Annotated in this window: 26 protein-coding genes; 4 read left to right on the forward strand and 22 right to left on the reverse strand. The window is 55.7% G+C overall.

The annotated features are described in order from the left end of the window. Positions 1-69: 69 nt before the first annotated feature. The 21 genes from RGU44_RS12140 to RGU44_RS12240 all read right to left on the reverse strand — a co-directional run bounded on the left by RGU44_RS12140 (position 70) and on the right by RGU44_RS12240 (position 12,721). Positions 70-933, reverse strand: coding sequence for a head maturation protease, ClpP-related (locus tag RGU44_RS12140; RefSeq protein ID WP_322217297.1), 864 nt, complete (start codon positions 931-933; stop codon positions 70-72). A gap of 2 nt (positions 934-935) precedes the next feature. Beyond that, the gene (locus tag RGU44_RS12145) at positions 936-2,237 is read right to left on the reverse strand and encodes a phage portal protein (protein WP_322217301.1); all 1,302 of its coding nucleotides are present in this window, start codon (positions 2,235-2,237) and stop codon (positions 936-938) included. After that, positions 2,230-2,391, reverse strand: a complete 162-nt coding sequence (locus tag RGU44_RS12150) for a hypothetical protein (protein ID WP_322180619.1) — start codon at positions 2,389-2,391, stop codon at positions 2,230-2,232. The genes RGU44_RS12145 and RGU44_RS12150 overlap by 8 nt, the downstream gene beginning before the upstream one ends. Beyond that, complete coding sequence (locus RGU44_RS12155) at positions 2,388-4,076, reverse strand: terminase large subunit (RefSeq protein ID WP_322217304.1); 1,689 nt, start codon at positions 4,074-4,076, stop codon at positions 2,388-2,390. The genes RGU44_RS12150 and RGU44_RS12155 overlap by 4 nt, the downstream gene beginning before the upstream one ends. Before the next feature lie 58 nt (positions 4,077-4,134). Continuing rightward, entirely contained in the window at positions 4,135-4,320 is a 186-nt protein-coding gene (locus tag RGU44_RS12160; protein ID WP_322217307.1) for a hypothetical protein, read from the reverse strand. After that, positions 4,321-4,809: a terminase small subunit gene (locus RGU44_RS12165; protein ID WP_322180625.1), complete on the reverse strand. Its 489-nt coding sequence runs from the start codon at positions 4,807-4,809 to the stop codon at positions 4,321-4,323. Positions 4,810-4,968: 159 nt separating this feature from the next. Then, entirely contained in the window at positions 4,969-5,289 is a 321-nt protein-coding gene (locus tag RGU44_RS12170) for an HNH endonuclease (RefSeq protein ID WP_322180627.1), read from the reverse strand. Beyond that, positions 5,282-5,473: a hypothetical protein gene (locus RGU44_RS12175; RefSeq protein ID WP_322180630.1), complete on the reverse strand. Its 192-nt coding sequence runs from the start codon at positions 5,471-5,473 to the stop codon at positions 5,282-5,284. Before RGU44_RS12175 ends, RGU44_RS12170 begins: the two co-directional genes overlap by 8 nt. Positions 5,474-5,671: 198 nt before the next feature. Beyond that, on the reverse strand, positions 5,672-5,953 hold the full coding sequence (locus RGU44_RS12180; RefSeq protein WP_322180632.1) for a phage holin family protein: 282 nt from the start codon (positions 5,951-5,953) through the stop codon (positions 5,672-5,674). Beyond that, on the reverse strand, positions 5,954-6,328 hold the full coding sequence (locus RGU44_RS12185) for a putative holin (RefSeq protein WP_322180634.1): 375 nt from the start codon (positions 6,326-6,328) through the stop codon (positions 5,954-5,956). Between the two features lie 241 nt (positions 6,329-6,569). Continuing rightward, the gene (locus tag RGU44_RS12190; RefSeq protein WP_322180636.1) at positions 6,570-6,911 is read right to left on the reverse strand and encodes an antiterminator Q family protein; all 342 of its coding nucleotides are present in this window, start codon (positions 6,909-6,911) and stop codon (positions 6,570-6,572) included. Between the two features lie 10 nt (positions 6,912-6,921). Further along, a complete protein-coding gene (locus tag RGU44_RS12195) occupies positions 6,922-7,236 on the reverse strand; it encodes a hypothetical protein (protein WP_322180638.1) in 315 nt (104 codons plus the stop codon). Between the two features lie 4 nt (positions 7,237-7,240). Continuing rightward, a complete protein-coding gene (locus tag RGU44_RS12200; protein WP_322217313.1) occupies positions 7,241-8,521 on the reverse strand; it encodes a tyrosine-type recombinase/integrase in 1,281 nt (426 codons plus the stop codon). Beyond that, a complete protein-coding gene (locus tag RGU44_RS12205) occupies positions 8,518-8,949 on the reverse strand; it encodes a VRR-NUC domain-containing protein (protein WP_322217315.1) in 432 nt (143 codons plus the stop codon). Before RGU44_RS12205 ends, RGU44_RS12200 begins: the two co-directional genes overlap by 4 nt. Beyond that, complete coding sequence (locus RGU44_RS12210; RefSeq protein WP_322217316.1) at positions 8,946-9,317, reverse strand: Ref family recombination enhancement nuclease; 372 nt, start codon at positions 9,315-9,317, stop codon at positions 8,946-8,948. Before RGU44_RS12210 ends, RGU44_RS12205 begins: the two co-directional genes overlap by 4 nt. Beyond that, on the reverse strand, positions 9,314-9,517 hold the full coding sequence (locus tag RGU44_RS12215; protein ID WP_322217318.1) for a hypothetical protein: 204 nt from the start codon (positions 9,515-9,517) through the stop codon (positions 9,314-9,316). The genes RGU44_RS12210 and RGU44_RS12215 overlap by 4 nt, the downstream gene beginning before the upstream one ends. Then, positions 9,510-10,298 (reverse strand): hypothetical protein, encoded by a 789-nt coding sequence (locus RGU44_RS12220; protein WP_322217321.1) that lies wholly within the window; start codon positions 10,296-10,298, stop codon positions 9,510-9,512. The genes RGU44_RS12215 and RGU44_RS12220 overlap by 8 nt, the downstream gene beginning before the upstream one ends. Continuing rightward, the gene (locus tag RGU44_RS12225) at positions 10,291-11,154 is read right to left on the reverse strand and encodes a helix-turn-helix domain-containing protein (RefSeq protein WP_322217324.1); all 864 of its coding nucleotides are present in this window, start codon (positions 11,152-11,154) and stop codon (positions 10,291-10,293) included. Before RGU44_RS12225 ends, RGU44_RS12220 begins: the two co-directional genes overlap by 8 nt. Continuing rightward, positions 11,151-11,852 (reverse strand): phage antirepressor KilAC domain-containing protein, encoded by a 702-nt coding sequence (locus RGU44_RS12230; protein ID WP_322217326.1) that lies wholly within the window; start codon positions 11,850-11,852, stop codon positions 11,151-11,153. The genes RGU44_RS12225 and RGU44_RS12230 overlap by 4 nt, the downstream gene beginning before the upstream one ends. Before the next feature lie 69 nt (positions 11,853-11,921). Further along, positions 11,922-12,347 (reverse strand): phage regulatory CII family protein, encoded by a 426-nt coding sequence (locus tag RGU44_RS12235; protein ID WP_322217328.1) that lies wholly within the window; start codon positions 12,345-12,347, stop codon positions 11,922-11,924. A gap of 140 nt (positions 12,348-12,487) precedes the next feature. Then, the gene (locus RGU44_RS12240) at positions 12,488-12,721 is read right to left on the reverse strand and encodes a Cro/CI family transcriptional regulator (RefSeq protein WP_322217330.1); all 234 of its coding nucleotides are present in this window, start codon (positions 12,719-12,721) and stop codon (positions 12,488-12,490) included. Positions 12,722-12,786: 65 nt separating this feature from the next. Between RGU44_RS12240 and RGU44_RS12245 the strand changes: the two genes are divergently transcribed. From RGU44_RS12245 to RGU44_RS12255, 3 genes are all read left to right on the forward strand, one after another. Then, positions 12,787-13,659 (forward strand): S24 family peptidase, encoded by an 873-nt coding sequence (locus tag RGU44_RS12245; protein WP_322217331.1) that lies wholly within the window; start codon positions 12,787-12,789, stop codon positions 13,657-13,659. A gap of 183 nt (positions 13,660-13,842) precedes the next feature. Continuing rightward, positions 13,843-14,625, forward strand: a complete 783-nt coding sequence (locus tag RGU44_RS12250) for a hypothetical protein (RefSeq protein WP_322217332.1) — start codon at positions 13,843-13,845, stop codon at positions 14,623-14,625. Between the two features lie 250 nt (positions 14,626-14,875). Then, a complete protein-coding gene (locus RGU44_RS12255; protein WP_322217333.1) occupies positions 14,876-15,295 on the forward strand; it encodes a hypothetical protein in 420 nt (139 codons plus the stop codon). Between the two features lie 103 nt (positions 15,296-15,398). On the opposite strand, the gene RGU44_RS12260 is transcribed toward RGU44_RS12255, so the two are convergent. Further along, complete coding sequence (locus RGU44_RS12260; protein ID WP_322217334.1) at positions 15,399-15,707, reverse strand: DUF1654 domain-containing protein; 309 nt, start codon at positions 15,705-15,707, stop codon at positions 15,399-15,401. 726 nt (positions 15,708-16,433) lie between these two features. Here RGU44_RS12260 and csrA point away from each other — a divergent pair. After that, positions 16,434-16,622, forward strand: a complete 189-nt coding sequence (gene csrA / locus RGU44_RS12265; RefSeq protein ID WP_322217335.1) for a carbon storage regulator CsrA — start codon at positions 16,434-16,436, stop codon at positions 16,620-16,622. The last annotated feature ends 13 nt before the right edge of the window (positions 16,623-16,635 follow it).

The raw sequence follows: 16,635 nt of genomic DNA on the forward strand, positions 1-16,635 counted from the left end.
TTTTGTGTTCCTTTCAGAAATGAAAAAACCGCCACTCGGGCGGTTCGTAATCAATTGCGAGAACAGTTTTCAGCGAATGGGAAGCAGCCCTTTCAGTGCTGAAGCCTGGGTTGCGGTTTCTTCAAACGCGGATACATCAAGGGCAGCGCAAGGCGTACCCACAACGACAGCGCGGAGCGTGCCGTCACCAGCAGCGCCAGGCGTGCCAGTTTTGATTTCGGATAAAAGCTTTCGGCGTTCGCTGCGTGGCATCCCGGATTTAGCCAGGGCCGCGTCGAGCTTGCGGGCGGCGTGCGCTTGCGACTGCCCGTTATCGGGCGCCTCCGTAACCTCGGCAGCAGAGATAAGCCCCGTTGCAAAGCCCTTCTCCAAGGCGTTCGCACCATTCATGTAGGTCTCGGCGTCGAGCATCTTCTCTACGGCTTTTTCATCCTGCCCGCTTGTGTCGGAATACAGGCTGATCATCGCTCGGTCGAATTCCTCCATGGTATCGGCCAGTTCGCGAATCGCATGCCGGTTACCGGCGAAGTACGTCCAGCAGTTGTGGATCATCAGGAAAGCCGTCTTGGCCACCTCCCGCTTAGTGCCCGCCATTGCGATCACGGACGCGGCAGAGGCAGCCAACCCGAGCACTTTGATGGTGATCTCCTGCGAATGTTCGAGTAGGCGGTTGTAGATCGCGATACCTTCGAACATATCGCCGCCGGGCGAGTTGATGTAGACAGTGACTGGCTTGTCGCCAATAGCCCGCAGGGCAGCGTCGACACGCTTGAGTGTTACACCCTCTCCGTACCAGTCCTCTCCGATGATGCCGTACATGGTGATGGTGTCAGTACCGGCCTCCAGTGCAGCACGAAGGTCCGGGTTCCACATATCGAGCGCGCGAGGGCTCAGCTCACAGCGAAAGCTGCCGGCCTTGATGTTCAGCTGCATGGTTACTCCTGGTTCTGGCCAAGCCAGTTTTGTAGGGCGGCCTGCGCGGCCTGGCTATCGGTTGACTTGCCCAGCTGGTCGATGGGAGCCAGGTTGGTTTGTACGGTGAGCACCGCGGCATTACCGCCATGACGTGGAAGGTTCTCTTTAACTCGACACTCGTCACGGGTCATGATTCCGTTCTGGGTCATCTGGCTGTACCAGGCTGATCGCCCGGCGCTGTCCGCCTTGAGGAAAGCCTCCAGGGAGAACTCAGCGTAATAAGACTGGCGCTCAACCGGCGTGAGCAGCCGCTTGTTTACGCATTGCTGAATCTGGTTGGTAATGGAACTGATGCTGAAGGTCAGGAACGCAATCATCTGCTGCTCCAACCCCGTCCCCCAGTTGCTGCCAGAGTCCGTCTTGCCAACCATCCAGGGTGGGACGCCAAACCAGCGGCAGACCTCTTCAATGCTGTAGGCCCTGGACTCCAACAACTGAGCATCAACCGGGTTGATGCCAATGGACTCGGGCGTAATTCCCTGTTCGAGCACTGGTGAGCGCCCTGCGTTCAGTGCGCCTGATACCTGTTTCACGTAGTCGCGGAATTCTTCACGCTGTTCCGGTTTAAGTATCCGGTCGACCTTAAAGGCCACTGCCGGCAACAGCCCATTCTTGAAGGTGCCATTCGCCGCGTCGTCCGCCGACATCGCGGCGCCAAAGACGTCAGCGCCGTAACGGATAGCTGAAAGACCCACACGGCCATCAAGGCTAAAGGCTGGAATATGCAGCATGTTCTGGCGCTCGATCTGTCGGCGAGCACCCTTCCGTGGTCTGTACCAATATGTGATGCGCCCGTCGTCATCGAGGTCGAGATCAACGCGCGATGGCAACAGAAAATCCAAGGCCACAATGCGAGATCCGATACGCAGGATCTCTGCAAAGGCGTTTCCGCGCAGCAGCATTGCCGCGACCATTGCCTGCCAGAACTGGAAGGCAGTCATGTCCTCGTTGGGGCTGTTATGGATGACGTCGTACAGGCCAAAGTCGCGAGCATCCTTCCTGCCGCCGTCTGCCTCGCGGAGATAGACCCCAAGCGGAAGCCCTGCGACCGATGTCGAAATGATCCGTACACAGGACCATACCGCCGATAACTGCATGGCGTTGTCGACGTTCACTGTCTTGCCAGAACTTGATTGTCCGCCGAGAAACTGTCCCCAGAACCCGCCATCGCCCAGCTTGATAGACTTTCCAAACCATTCGCCAATGGACGCACTGGGCTTGCTGGCAGCGCGACCTATCACGGCCGATAAGGATTTAGTCACCTGTCAGCCCCTTGCGTACAAAACCAGCGATGAGAAGTAACGAGCCTGCGCCCGCCAATAATGCCCAGCCCAAACCGAACAGGACGTATACGCCAGTAACAGCCAGGGCGAACCCGGACAAGGCGGTCAGAATGAATACGTACAATGGGTTCATACGATGATCGGATTCCGAATGGCGGCCATGAAGTCGTCATTGCCCCGACCTTCGGGGTTCAAGGAAATCAAGGTCACTGCGTTGAATAGAGCCATCAATGGATCGATCTTGGCCGACCCGCTGGCCTGCTTGGTGATCAGGATGGAGTTGGCCCGAGGCTCGACCTTTGCGTTGCTCACGCACCAGGCCATCAGCGGTTGGCCTCCGTGTTTCAAGCCACCCTCGGCGAGCTTGCGTTCAGCGGTTTTGATGGCTCCGCCCAGTTTCCAGCCCTGGCTGATCGCAACTATCTTCTCCGCCGGTATCTCCCTCTCAATCATCGCGTCGTAGATCGCGCCAATGCCCACCGGGTCGCAGCCGACCTTGTCGAGTAAGCCGGACGCCTCAATCTGCTCGACAAGGTCGGCGACATCCGCCACGTCGTCACCGATGCGGATGGACAACGTCAAATCGCCGTCCTTCTCGAAGTCGTGGAACCGAGGCGCTTCGGCCTTGCGGCGCTCAAGCACTGAGGGGTGAGCCCAGGCGTGGGTCCAGATCAGCCAGTCACGCGTGCGCTTGTCCCGGCCTACTGCTGCGAAACCCAACAAGTCGTCCAGGCCACCGCCATCAATACCCACATCAATCACTTCGGACATTGAGATAAGCATGTCGAGCGTCAACACCGGCACCGCCGCCGCAACCCAAAAGTCCGCACCGGCCCATCGATCTGACCGCAGCGCGAGACCAATCTCGACGTTGAGGTGTTTGGACATGAAGCCCAGCACCTCAGCCTCTCCCGCCTCCTCTGCCTTCTTCATCTCCCTGATCAGGAATTTCTCGCTGACCGAATACCCCATATTGGGGTTAGTGATGTAGAAGTTTTCAGGTTTGCGATGCTCCTTGGCATCCAGGATGTGCTTCGGGAATTCGTAGATCACCGGCAGAAAGTTTGGATCGATGATCGTGCCGTCCCGCACTCCACGGGCGTACTGCAGCTTCTCCCGGAAAACCCCTGCTGGCGGTTGGTCGGACTGAGTGGTCAGGTAGATCACGAAACCTTCCGGCCTGGAGGCCAGACCGCCGGTGGCTTCCCGCAGCATATTCGCCGCGTGCGGGTTCTTGCCGAACAGGTGAAGCTCATCCACAAGGACGACCGCTGCCTTCTTGCCGCCGACCGTGTTCTGGTCGGCCGCCACAACCTTCAGCGTAGCGCCGGACTCTCGGTGAGTGATCGTACGGAGGTGATCCTGAACATGCAGCAGCGCAGAAAGCTCTTCATCGTGCTTGACCATGTCGCGGGCTGGCGCGTAAGCGTTGTTCGCAACCTCAATGGTTGGCGCCAGGATGATGAACTCTGCCGACTGCCGCCAATTTCGGATCAGAACGGTGAGCATAATTGCCGCAGCGATGGTGCTTTTAGCGTTTTTTTTGCTTATGAGCAGGAAGAACTCTTGGATCAATCGCTCACCGGTACCGGCGTTGTAAGCCCCAAAGATGGCGCTGGCCAGGTCGTTAATCCAAGGCGCAGATGAATCGCCAATCAGAGGGCTGCCAGGAGCGTCGACAATTTTCAGATTGTTCAGGACCTGCATACAAGCTGCAGCCTCGTCCGGAAACAGCGGCGGGAACGGCACCAACGATTGTCGATTGACGACCCTCGACTCCCAGTCCGGGCACGAGGTGTCCCAGGTGGGTTCGTTCACTTATGTCACCTAGCGTAAATGAGATGGAGGCGGAGGCGCTGCGCAACGGTAGTGCCTGTCAATCGCTCGCTTCTTCCTCCTCGGAATTATTAAGCGACTCGTGGAAATAGGGCATCAAGGCCACTGCCGCAGCTAGCCGATCTGCCCGAGATGCGCTTGCATCGTTCATCTCTGCCAGCAGGTAGTCCATCGGATCGCTATGTACACCAGGTGCAGCCGTTTTCTTGTCTTCGTCACGATCCATCTATTTCACCGAGCGTAATTGGATGGGTGGTGGGGATGACTGGCCAAATCGGCCTTTGGCTGCCTTTTGCGCGTCAGCTTCTTTTGCGTCCTTTTTGCCAAAATCGGCCTTTTTCGGGTGATCGTACGGCATCAAGCCTAGGGCTATCTTGGCGGCCAGCTCTGGGTTCAGTTGCTCATTATCACGCGCAATCCGCTCAAGCAGAGCCCGACTATCGAACGTCGGCGCATCCAGAGTCAAAGCATCGTCGAGGTTAACTTTTTCAACTTCAGACTTAACTTTCTTAACCTCGGACTTAACTTTTTGCGGAGGGGCATTTGGTGCACTGCGCCGCTGGAGGTAGCCGGTCACGTCTTGGTCCTTGAACAGCTTGGAGCCCGCTTGTGGCGCGGTCTTCACGCTATAGCCAGCATCAATAGCAGCTTGGGATTTACTCACTCCAGACAAGAGAGCGTCAGCAAACCGGCGCTTTTTGTCAGTTAATGCCATTTAACTTTTCCTGAGCGAGGGGAAAAAATCTCTACGTGCGGTGGGGGGCGGTGTCCGACACAAAAGGCCCCATGGTTTCGACCCGCCCCGTGGGCGTGTGACGTGCCACACCAAACCGGTGCATTTTCCAGCTTTTCTAGCACGCCACTGACGTGTCAGTCACCAACCGCCACCCTGCGCTGCCTCGGCCGCCGTCTTGGCGTGGTGGCAGGGCACGCAAAGCGCCTGGAGGTTGGCGTCATCGTCGTTGCCGCCTTGGGCAATGTTGACGATGTGGTCGACCTCAAGGTCCAGCGTAACCACGCCGCACTTCTGACAGGTGTACTTGTCGCGCAGCAGGATCGACTCGCGCTTACGCCGCCATGGACGGCCGCCGCGACCTGAACCCCAGCCGCCCGCACACTCTGCGGGAGTCAATGTCCCGAGCTTGCGGCCCTCGACCTGGGTCATTCGTGACTTGAGTGTGGTCAGCCTACTCATTGACCGGGCTCCCATCCATGTAGGTCGCGGGCAGTGCATCAGGGTCCTCGCCATCAGGATCAGCCAGTGCCTCGATCAGCAGGATCTGCTGCTCTGCCAGGCGTTCGAGGATCGCCGTGTGCTTCACCTGCTCGCCCAGTATCTGGCTCAGCAGGTTTGCCAAAGAGTTCTGCTGCTCGCTCATATCCAACCCTCATCCACTTCTTGGCCCATTCGCGACGGGCGGAACATCCACTGCAGGCCATGGCCGCACCTCACTCAATAGAACAGGCAGGCCAAATCGACCGAGCAAAGGCCAGCGCATCAGAGTGGCTATGGTCTTCAGGCATGATCATGGGGAATGGTAGATAGCCTGGTGCAGTCACACGCCAAGACTTCTTCATCAATCAAGCCTCAGGATGCGCGCCACATTGCCCTTGGCCCGCCACACCAGCATGGCAGCCAAACAGTAGAACGCTGTGTTGAACCAAGACGCATCGGCAAAGTCATCGTGCAACACCATGCGACCAACCAGGCTCATGAACTGCATGCCGGTGATTGCGCATGCAGCCCAGGCCATGAGGCTGATCGCTGGTTTGTAGCGTGAGTCAGGGAGCGGGCGGTAGTGCAGGCCGATCATGATGAAGATCAGCGCACAGAGCGCGGCTTGTAGGATGGCAACCATTCAACCCTCCTTCCCGGCGAACCGGCTGAGGAACCATTGAAGCCAGCGCGGCATGGCGCCGGTCTGCATCCATTCGATAACACTGGCCAGTAACACGACGCAGAAGGCGCCGCAAAGGAATGCACTGAAACCTGCTGTCTTGGTCCAGGCCCAGCCCATGACCTCAGCAGACCCGAAGTAGCCGCCAATCCAGCCAGCGAACAGGTAGCCAACGCGCCGCCACGACGTGATGTCCTTGGCGAATACGACATAGAAGAAAGCCCCACCGAATGCCCCGACCAATGCGGCCAAGTCAATCTCAGGGAAGGCAGCACCCAGGCTCACGCTGCCAAGCACGCCAGCTACTGCGAGGGCGCCCGTGCTCGGTTCGGCCATAGGGTGTGCTCCATGAATAAAAAAGGCTGACTGCCAGCCAAAGGAATAGGTGCCTCCTATCTACGCGTTGCCGAAGCAAGAGGCTTGGAGGTCTTTTGGGGAAATCGAGAGCAATAAAAAGCCCCGCTCAATGGCGAGGCAGAAGGAATCATAGAAAGCAAAAAGCCCAACTCCAGGGTCGGGCTTTGCTCGCGGAAAAACCGCAAAGTAACGTGAAAACTATATGTAAGGACCGGGGCTGTCAAGCAGCCTTGCGACGAAAATCAAGCGCGCCATCAACCCATGCAACGCCGGCCTTCCAGAGCTGCCTGGTCTTCTCTTCGCCGAACCCAAGCTTCTTACCGACAACCATTAATGAAGTGTCGCGGGACGTGTAGTACTTGATGATCACGTTGCCTGACTCGGCATATCGATTACGTAGGCGGCCAACCAGGCTATCCATTAATAGAGCATCGTCGTCCGTGATCATTGGCTGGTGTAGGTCGTTCTCGCGGGATGCGCAGCAGGAGACGCCTGAGCCCAACACGACCCAGCGGCCCCAGTGTTCCAACAGGTCTTCAACGGTTCGGTCGTTCCTATTCATGGTCATCCTCTCAATCCCCAGTGTAGTTGGTACCGCCGGCACCGCGACGGTTGTTCTGTTCGTATTGCTGACCAGGGCCACTTGCTGGCCGCTGGAGTGATCGAATTATTTGCTCTGCCACCTGCAACTTCATATTCAGCTGCAGGACCAGATCGGTGAGCGGCAGCGCGGCGCCGGTCTCTGCGCAAATCCAGCCCGATGCATTGCAGGTGGCACACTCCATTTCGTGGAAAACACCCCGGACTACACCAACACCACGGCAGTCGAGGCATTCCCGAAGCGGCCTGAGCGCTTTGCGGAAGGCGGGACCGTGGCTCTTTTTCACGTTTTTAAACCTCGCCTATGGTGGTGTTGGCAACTGCGACAGAGGCCACGCCATCCGTGGGCTGTAGCTGATTATCAGAATCTTCGAATCTAAAGCCGGTCAATGCGTGAATCAGGTCAAAGCCCTTCCCGTCTAGATGGGCGTTCCACTTCATCAGGGCATCACGCTTGCGGGCCATCACGCCCGACTGGACGTAAACCTTCACGTTGTGGCCCATGGCATGGTTGATCAGCAGCTCACCAATCAGGTGATCGATCCCGATGTCTGCCCAGCAGGTGCGAGCCAGTTTGCGCAGGTCATGGCTGGTCCACTCACCCTTCCCTACCCGAGCGAATACCGCACTGGCCCGGCCCTCACTGAGACCTTCACCGCCGCGACCGGGGAACAGGAACTGCCCGTCGTAGCCAGCGGCCTGCTGTTTGTCGCGGTACCAGATCAGCAATTGCCGCACCTGGTCTGTCAGTGGCAGATGATGCTCAACGCCGGTCTTGGTGTTCTCGCTGGGGATGAACCACTCGCGCTCAGCCAGGCTGATGTGGGACCACCGGGCCAGCCGGGATTCACCAATGCGCGTACCGTGACAGAGCATCATCACGGCCAGCATTCCGTCGTGGGGATTGGATTCGATGACGCCGGCCAGATGGTGAAGCAGCTCTTGCAGCTGGGTACCGCGCAGCCGGGACGCCTTGATCCCGACCTTTGCTGTTGAGAAGTCCTTGAACTTGATGTCTTGCATAGGGTTTGCCGATATCAGCCGCAGCTTGAATGCCTGCCGGAAGGCCAGCGCAAGCAGCTGGAATGCGGATCGAACGTAGTCGATTTCAACGGTTTGCTGCATCGGCCAAATTAAGCGGCTGTCCAGCGTGGCTTTGTCGATGCTGGCCAAGGCTACTTCTCCCAAGCATGGTACGAGGTGACGCCTGAGCATCGACGCACTTGTGTCCTTGCGCTTTTTCGACAGGCTTCGGTCGCGCGAATACCGCTCGGCAAACCAATCAAGCAGCTCACCTGTGGTCGCCCATTTGGATAGTGTTGAGTTGGCACCTGCCTCGATGCGAAGGCGAATGCCCGGAAGCGCTGCTACCACCTGCTTTGCTGTCAGATCAGGGAAACTGCCGACAAGGTTCCACTTGCCCTTGCGCACTAGATACCAAGACGCACGTGCGCGATCTCGGGTGAAACGCAGATAAAGGCCGCGGTTCTCAACGTCGCGAAGATCCCGGACGGTGCAGGCGGCTTGCCGTTTGATTTCGGCGTCAGTGATCTTTACGGCGGCGGTGCTCATGCGGCCACCACGGTACGTGGCTGTTTCAGATAGGCACCGATCACGTCGAGCGCCTCGCGGTGCCCACGGCATACGACGGCGAGATAACCCTGCTCGTTGAACGTATGAAGGCAGGCGTCTTGCTGCGGAGAGACCGGAGAATCGTGCGGCGGTGTGGCTTTGAATTCGATCAGCAGGCCAAAATATCCGCCCCGTGCCATTGGTAAAACCAGATCGGGGATCCCCGCTTTGACGCCCTGCTTTTTCAACTCAATGGCCACCAGCTTGTGCCGGTGCCCGCCGTTGGGAACATGGAAAATGAGCTTGGAGGCCAGCGGATGCCGTAACGCCAGTTCGAGCAGCAGTGTTTTTTGCTCCATGCCTTCCCAGTCGATGGGCTTTGCGCGCGCGACCTTGACCTTGAACGGCTTGATGACCAAAGGCTTCACGCTTCCACCTCCGAACCATCCAGCCAGGCAAGGAAGCCCGCCGGCACATCTTGGCCAGCCTCGGCGATGAACTTGGCGCAGAAGCTCAGCAGTTCCGGTTGCTTTCCGTATGCCTCTTCAAACTGCACCTTTTGCCCGTGCACAGCGTAACCGGGGAAGCCCTCGGCGCCGTAACCATGCTGGTGGTGTCCGGCGCACAGCGGCAGCACGTACCAGTGCGCGTGTGGCTTGGTGCGGCCGTCGACGTGGTGAATGCTGCACTGATCGTTGTAGATATCCTGGCCGACGCGGCACGCGACGCATCCGATGGTCTGTACCAGCATGCTGTGCCAGCGCTTCTGCTGGGCAGTGACGGAACGGCCTTTCATACCTTCTCCCCGGTGACGATATCGATTACTTCAAAGGTGCTCGGCCACAGCGCGCGGCCAAATTGAACGGCGACGGAGCGATGCTCAAAAAGACCCACGGCGCGGTCGGGCTTATCGGTGAGATCCCACTTGTAGCCGCAGCAGTGCACCGCGAAGCGGTAATCGGCAGGATTGGTGTTGGCGAGGCGCTGATCAGACATGAGCGTCTTCCTTTGCAAGGGCGGCGATTGCCTGCTGAGACAAAAAGGCCCGGCGCGCGGCGAACTCCTGCTCGGCTTTTTCACGAGCCTCTTTCTTCCGCTCATCGCTGACACCTCGCATTTCGAGCATGCTGGCTTTGATGCCTTTCAGCTTTTCCCTTATCGCGGCAGTTGGCTTCACGACTTGCCCGGTAATCAATCCAGCGAGCGCGCGACCGTCTTCAGTGATCGGCTCATGACTCAAATCAGCCAGGTAAAGCCGGCCGCGCTCTTGCGGAATGCGTTGCATCTGCACAGCAGCGTTTATGGCTTCGATTCGGCGATTTGCATCAAAGCCGATGGAGACATGCCAATTGACTGACTTGGTTTCGGCCCGGGCCCGGCTCACAAGCCGCTCGTAAGCATTGATGAATGCCATGCGGGCACCGACCTTGTCGCCAAGACTCAACACAGGGCGGGCCGCACCGAGTGCAATCTGAATCTCGTCGGTCATCACCGCAGTGTCGAATTCATCGTTGGAGGCCAGCGCAATAGCCCATGCCTCGTCCTTGTCCGGGCGGCCATCGGCTGCTTCGATTCGCGACAAGATGTCCGACATCGTCAACTTCCCACGAACCTCTTTCCGGCAAGCCTTCAATGCCCTTTCGATCAAGCCCAATGGGTGCTCACTCAAATCGACTGCCATGATTGCCGCTGCGTTTGGACTCAAAGTTACGCCCATCGCTTCGGCGGTCCCGCAGAGAAGATCGATCGCCAGATCCAGCTCGTTCTGGTTAAGCATTGCCGGTACCACGCTTACGCAACATTGCTTTGGCCTGTTCGGCCGTCGACATGTTCGCCTGGGTGTTTTCCATCTGCTTGGCAGTGGTGCCATTGATCTGGGTTTTGGTAGCCCACTGGGTCCGATAAGCCTCAGCCTTTGCCAACAGCGAGCCCATGTCGTGGCAAGCGCGGATGAGGTAAGAGTCGTTGATCGAGACGTAGTACTCGGCCACAAATCGAGCTTCGTCGGCACCGAGCCGCTTCAGCAAGTTATTGATCTGGGTGTTCACCGTCGCATTGCGAACTGGTTCGGTGCTGTAGCGGTTGAAGTACGCTTCGGCGTAACTGATCCAGATTCCCCGGCAGGCTTCCTGGCGATCAGCCTCGATTTTTGCCTTGGTGCGTTTTTCCTGATCAGGGTCGATCAGTCCACTTTTGCCCTGCCCGACTAGGGCTGGGAAAGAAGATGGTGGTTCTACTGACGGATCAATGGCGGTTCTATTACGGTTCTGGGTGCAACCACTGCGGGGGGGTGGTGCATCATTTGCGGGGGACGGGCGCAGCGATTGCGGGGGCTCTCCCGCACCATCTGCGGGGCGCATATCCTGCGGGGGTGCAAATGCTGCCGGGGTTATGGTGTACATAGTCGAGCGGCCCATTCGCTCCCGAACCGAAAGCACGCCAGTCGAGCAAAGCCATTTGATTGCGCTTTGAACTGTGCGCTCAGCCAGGCAGGTTCTTTGCCCAATCTTCGCGACTGACGGCCAGCACACGCCTTCATCGTTAGCGTTGTCGGAGAGAGAGATCAATACGGATTTTTGAGCAGGGCTCATGCCCTGGAGCGGCCAGCAGGCACTCATGATGATGGTGCTCACAGGGGCGTTCCTAGGATTTGTTCGGCCAGGGTGGTGATGCCGCGGCGAGTGACCATGACTTGTTCGACGACTTTGAGTTCTTCCGGATCGCCGCCGACCTTCACCAGCTTGTGCTCGAGCAGACCGCTGGATAGCCGTGGCTGGAAAGCAGACCAGCTGGCGTGACTAGCTCGGCGATAGATCCAACGGTTGTCGCTCAGCCACGCGAAGAGCCGCATAGGTGCTACCCCAAGCTGCTTGGCGGCATTAGTGATGCAGACGGAACCGTGGGTATTGGCGAGGCGATTCAACGCCTCAACCTTCGGCGCCTGCTTCTGGATGACGGCCTGAAGCTGAAGATTATGCTCGGCCTGGTCAGCGGCGAGCCGGAGGGCTTCCGGAAGTGTTTGTGGAACCGTGACAACCTGTCGTGACACGTTTTCGAGTTCGCTCAAACGTGTCACGACACGATAGCGAAGCGGAATGCTGTAGCCGGTCAGAAGCGTTTCCGTCAGCAGGCGATCAAGACGAAACTCGGCGGTGTAATCCCGGCCATCCTTGATCTCGTGGAGATGGCGCAGATCTGCGCCATCCGACTCCAGCGCTTTCCGCATCGCGCGAACATCACGGATCACGTCTTTATGCTGTTTACCTGTGAGTTCGGCGATTTCCCGGCTACTCATGGTTACCGTGTTGCTTGAAGTGGTGATCGTGTTCATAATGGCCCCACGTTGATACACCGTTGTTGAAGAAGCCGACCTCGCCGTCGGCTTTTTTGTGTCTGAAATTCAGGCAGCCTTCAGCGATTCGCGCAGAACGTTCAGCGCGTCGATGGCTTCCAAAATGGCTTTATCGCCCTGGGCTTTTTCGTGCTGACTGATGTGATTATCAGCCGTGGCATCAAAGATCAGCCGGCCCACGTCTCCGCATTCGGCGGACAGGAGGCCAAGCGCGGTCAGGAGTGGTTTTGGTGCTGGGCGCTGACGCGACACAAGGTCAAAACCGAAGCTGTCGGCCCACGCGATCAGGGGCCGAAAGTCTTGGGTGAACTTCATGATCCGGTGTAGCTCCGGAACGTTCATGCTGTGGCTGTCGTAGTCTGGATTCGCCTTCTGCGACAGAAGCGTTCTAGATGTGAAGCTGGCACCTTCGGCGATCTTCTTGGTTCCGAATTCATCCACTACGTCATAGATCGCTCTCATCAATGTCTGCATGTAACACCTCGAAATTTGTTACGTGGCTTGATGCCACTGGTTCCGCGATCATTTGCTTACTGAAATTGATCAAGGACGCATCCGCGACCAAATCTTCCGAACCGCAAGGAAAAGCTGCTCTTTGCTTTGGTGAAATTGGTTTAAGTGGCTGATTTTTTAGAGGGAAACGGGCGATGCTCTTGAGCCTGAAAACTTCCATCTGGAAGCTCGAGCACGCGGATGTCCCGTTTCGCTGATATGGCTTTGTGAATGGCTGGGGCTGTTACCCGAAGAAGCCGTGCGGCCTCGGACTGCCCTTTGTCAGCCACGAACCTATCGAGGGAAGTCTCATTCATGGTCATGCCTCTGTTGGATACGAAACAGATATTAACCATCTGTTAATTATTAATCAATACCGATGGTTTCTTCTTATTTTTAACCATTGGTATAAATTCGCGCCATGACGAAAAAACGAATACTCCCGCCCGACCGACTTGCTGAGTGCAAGGCGGCACATGACCTGTTTTTAGCGAAGAAAAACGAGCTAAAGCTGAGTCAGAAGAAAATTGCCGATGCCGCCGGTATGACGCCGGCTGCGGTAAATTTGTACTTCAAGGGCATAAATCCACTGAACACGCAATTCGCAGCAGTTCTCTCGCGAATGCTTCAGGAGCCCGTTGAGAGGTTCAGTCCGCGCTTGGCAGATGAAATTGAATCGCTGACCAGTACGACTAAGCCATCCGCTACGCAGTCATCTGCCGATATCGTCCAGCAGATGCTTGCCAAGCATGGCAAAAATCTTTCGGAGGACGCTAGGCAGAAGATTGCCGATGCAGTCCAGGAAACAGCGATTAGCGTGAGTGGCGGAAATGTGATCGTTGCTGACTTCTCCCGCCACGGCCTGGTCGGTGACGAAATCAGAATCGCGCACTACGACATCCGTGGCTCTATGGGTGGTGGACAGAAAGCCGCCGACTTCCCGGAGATGCTCAAGGACATACGTGTCAGTCAGAAGCATCTGAGAGAGCTGGGCGTGGAATATGAGGACTACAACTACCTCAAGCTTGTGACTGGCTGGGGTCAGTCAATGGCGCCGACTATCAAGCACCGCGATCCGCTCATAGTAGATATCAGCATTCGCGACTTCGTTGGCGACGGCATCTATCTGTTCTCCTGGGATGACCTGCTCTACATCAAGCGGCTTCAGGTGTCGGATTCAGATAATTTCGAGATGATCTCGGATAGCACCCACCACCCGACCAAGCCGATACGCCGTGATGACACGCATATCCTGGCTCGCGTGCTTCTGGTTTGGAATGCACATTTGGTTTAGGCCCGATGCGAGGACCTAAGAAAAAGAAAAAGACTACAGTTAAAGACCATTATTTATAACTTAGAATTGGGGAATATTTTGAAAAGGGATTTTGAGAAATTTAGCATCTCGTATGACGCCAAGTCGGATGACCTGTCGAATCACAAGATTAATGCTAGAGATCTAGGAAATGCTATTAGCTCCATGGCGGACATGTTAGACGAAGCAGTGTTGGTCTACTCGCAGGGATCGGGTGATGCTGAGCTCCTGGTAACAACCCCGGCCAAGGAAGGCTCAGTTATAGTAGAATTTTTAGTATTTGCAACAAACCCCGCCGTTCTCGAAGTACTGAAATATCTAGGTTTTTCTAGCGCTGGCGCGGCTCTCGGAATCCCGTCAGCAATCCAGATAATAAAAAAACTGCGCAACCGAAAAATTACTAAACTTACAATCGATAAAGCTGCTGGTATTGGAACCATTGAGACAGATCAGGGTGTCATACAATGCGACTCAAAAGTTGCTGCGCTTGTCGGAAACAAAAAAATCCGAGACGCTATGCAAAAAGTTGTTCAGGCCCCCTTGCAGAATAAAAATGACGCTCAATTCAAGGTACTTGGCCAAAATAATGAAATAATAAATATAGTCGGCGAGACTGAGATCAATGATTTTTCGCCTATGCCGATTGGTAGTCTAGAGCAAGAGCATATTGAGTTTCTGCATATAAACATCAGCTTTGCCCAAGTAAATTTCGATTCGAAAAACGGGTGGAGAATTCGATTTGCTGACGGCAAAGAAAAATCTGCAACAATGCAAGATGCGGGCTTTTTACGTAGAGTAAAAGATGCGGAACAGGCATTCAAAAAAGACGATCTGTACGAAGCAAAAATCAAAATCACTACTACCGAAAGACTGACGCGATCGACTATAATCTATGAGGTTATTGAAATCACAAGACACTGGGTTGACAAGGACCAGCGTCTAGTTTGAGGCATACCTTAATGTTCATAAACCACGACATGGGATTGGTTTTTATATACTTAGGGATGACACTATTCAGCCCATTGGTAGCTATTTTTTCATGGAAACTTAGCAAATACCTACTTGACGTGTATGTTGCCGACGAAATCCTGATAGTAACTTATATGGAGAATGGCCAAGTCTCATCTCAAATCTCTATCAGCACCATGAGCAACGGTAACATTATTGAAAAAATAGAGAACCAAAAAAGGAGCGCGTTATGAGTAATCGCGCGGGGATAGTAGATAAACTTGGCCGACCAGCAGGATCGGGGGGCTTGACGATGTTGCTTGTCGGACTTTGCTCGAAACTGCCAATCGAGCAACAGCAGACAGGAATTCTGATCGCAAGTTTTTTTGGCCCAGTTTTAACGCATTTTTTTATTTCTCTTATTCATAGATTCATGTTACCTATCGAGCTCGCCTTATACAAAAAAGCATTGAAACATGATATCGGTAACGCGAAAGAAGGTCTGACTAACCTTAAGCCGGGAACACCTCAGCATACACAGCTTCTAAAAGTAATGAGCAATACCCAAATTTTACTCGCCACGGCTAGCCAAGATTACTACTCTGGCAAGCTTAATCTCACGAAACCGCATTCTGCCCCGCACGGCCAACCAAGCGCTCCTGCGAAATGAAAATCAGATCAAATACAGATAGACCGCGGTAGATGCGTCCAGCTCATATCCCCCCGCTAACCGCACCCAATAGCCCGCTGCTGAGCGGGCATTTTTTTGCCCATCAAAAGGGCGCTGGCTCCTCCTCGAAATCAGCTATTCCTACCGGCGCATCTTCGCCTTCTATCGACTCCCATTTCACCGTAACCCCGCCGTCGTCATCAAATGTGATGTCCAAGCCATCCGTTTCTGAAAGAACGCCCATCACCTCCTCCCACTCTCGGTCGCCGTCCGTATCCAGGCGATGGATCGTCACCCAGCGCTGAGCCTGCGCTGCGGGGTGATTGACCATCGATGAGACGCGTAGCCCTAGGCGCTCTACCCCGGACATCTCAACTCGTACTACTGACGTCGCCTTCTGCGGCTTGCTCATGCCTATCTCCTAAAGCTGTATATCCATCCAGTTATAGCAAAAGGATACCGCACACCAATCGAAATTAAATTAACCATCGGTATTGACGTGCAGATATACCGATGGTTAACTAAGTTCATCGCAGCTACACACCCACGCAGCGACAGGCCCTCATAAGGGCCGACGCTCTTTAAATCTGATGCGCAATACAGAAATACCAACAGACCGCATTGCCTCTCCCGGCGACCGGCGATCAGACGGGTCAGATAGCCCGCCCACGAAAGGGAAAACCCTTTACGGCTGATCGATGGCGACAAGCCAGAACCGTGAGAACGACCCGGCAAGCAATGCGCCCCGCGAATCCCAGCGGATGAAGGGAGACTCAACTGAACAGAATTAGCGCTCCGAGCCTCGGCTATGAGGAGCGCCGGACCTCATGCGGTGTGCCTAACAACTCACCCAGGCACAGGACTGCACGCCGCATGTTGTATTTGCCCGACGACCGCGCCAGCAACGCTGATCAAGCTGGAGCGAACAGGGAAGCCCACCGCTGCATCCGACGAACCGAAACCTGCCATCAGCAAGCGGGGAATAGGCACCAGCTACAAGCACCGCTGACGCAACAAACCCAGGCTGTTGCCAGTAGCAAGCCTGGGCGCAACACGGACAGCTCGCTGATTCAAGCGAGCCGTCTTCACCAGTACCGACGGATCGTCGGTAGCGGGAAGATAACCAAGGAGCAGGACCATGTTGATACTCACCCGCAAGCCAGGCGAAACCATCCGCATCAATGACGACATCAGCATCACGGTGATAAGCGTGCAAGGGCAACAAGTGCGAGTCGGTATTTCGGCACCGGCGGATGTCGCTGTGCATCGCGAAGAGATCTACCAGCGCATCCAGGCAGAAAAACCAACGGCTGATAAAGCGGCCTGATTGGAAAGCATCA

The sequence above is a fragment of the Pseudomonas sp. 5C2 genome (assembly GCF_034314155.1).
Classification (GTDB): Bacteria; Pseudomonadota; Gammaproteobacteria; order Pseudomonadales; family Pseudomonadaceae; genus Aquipseudomonas.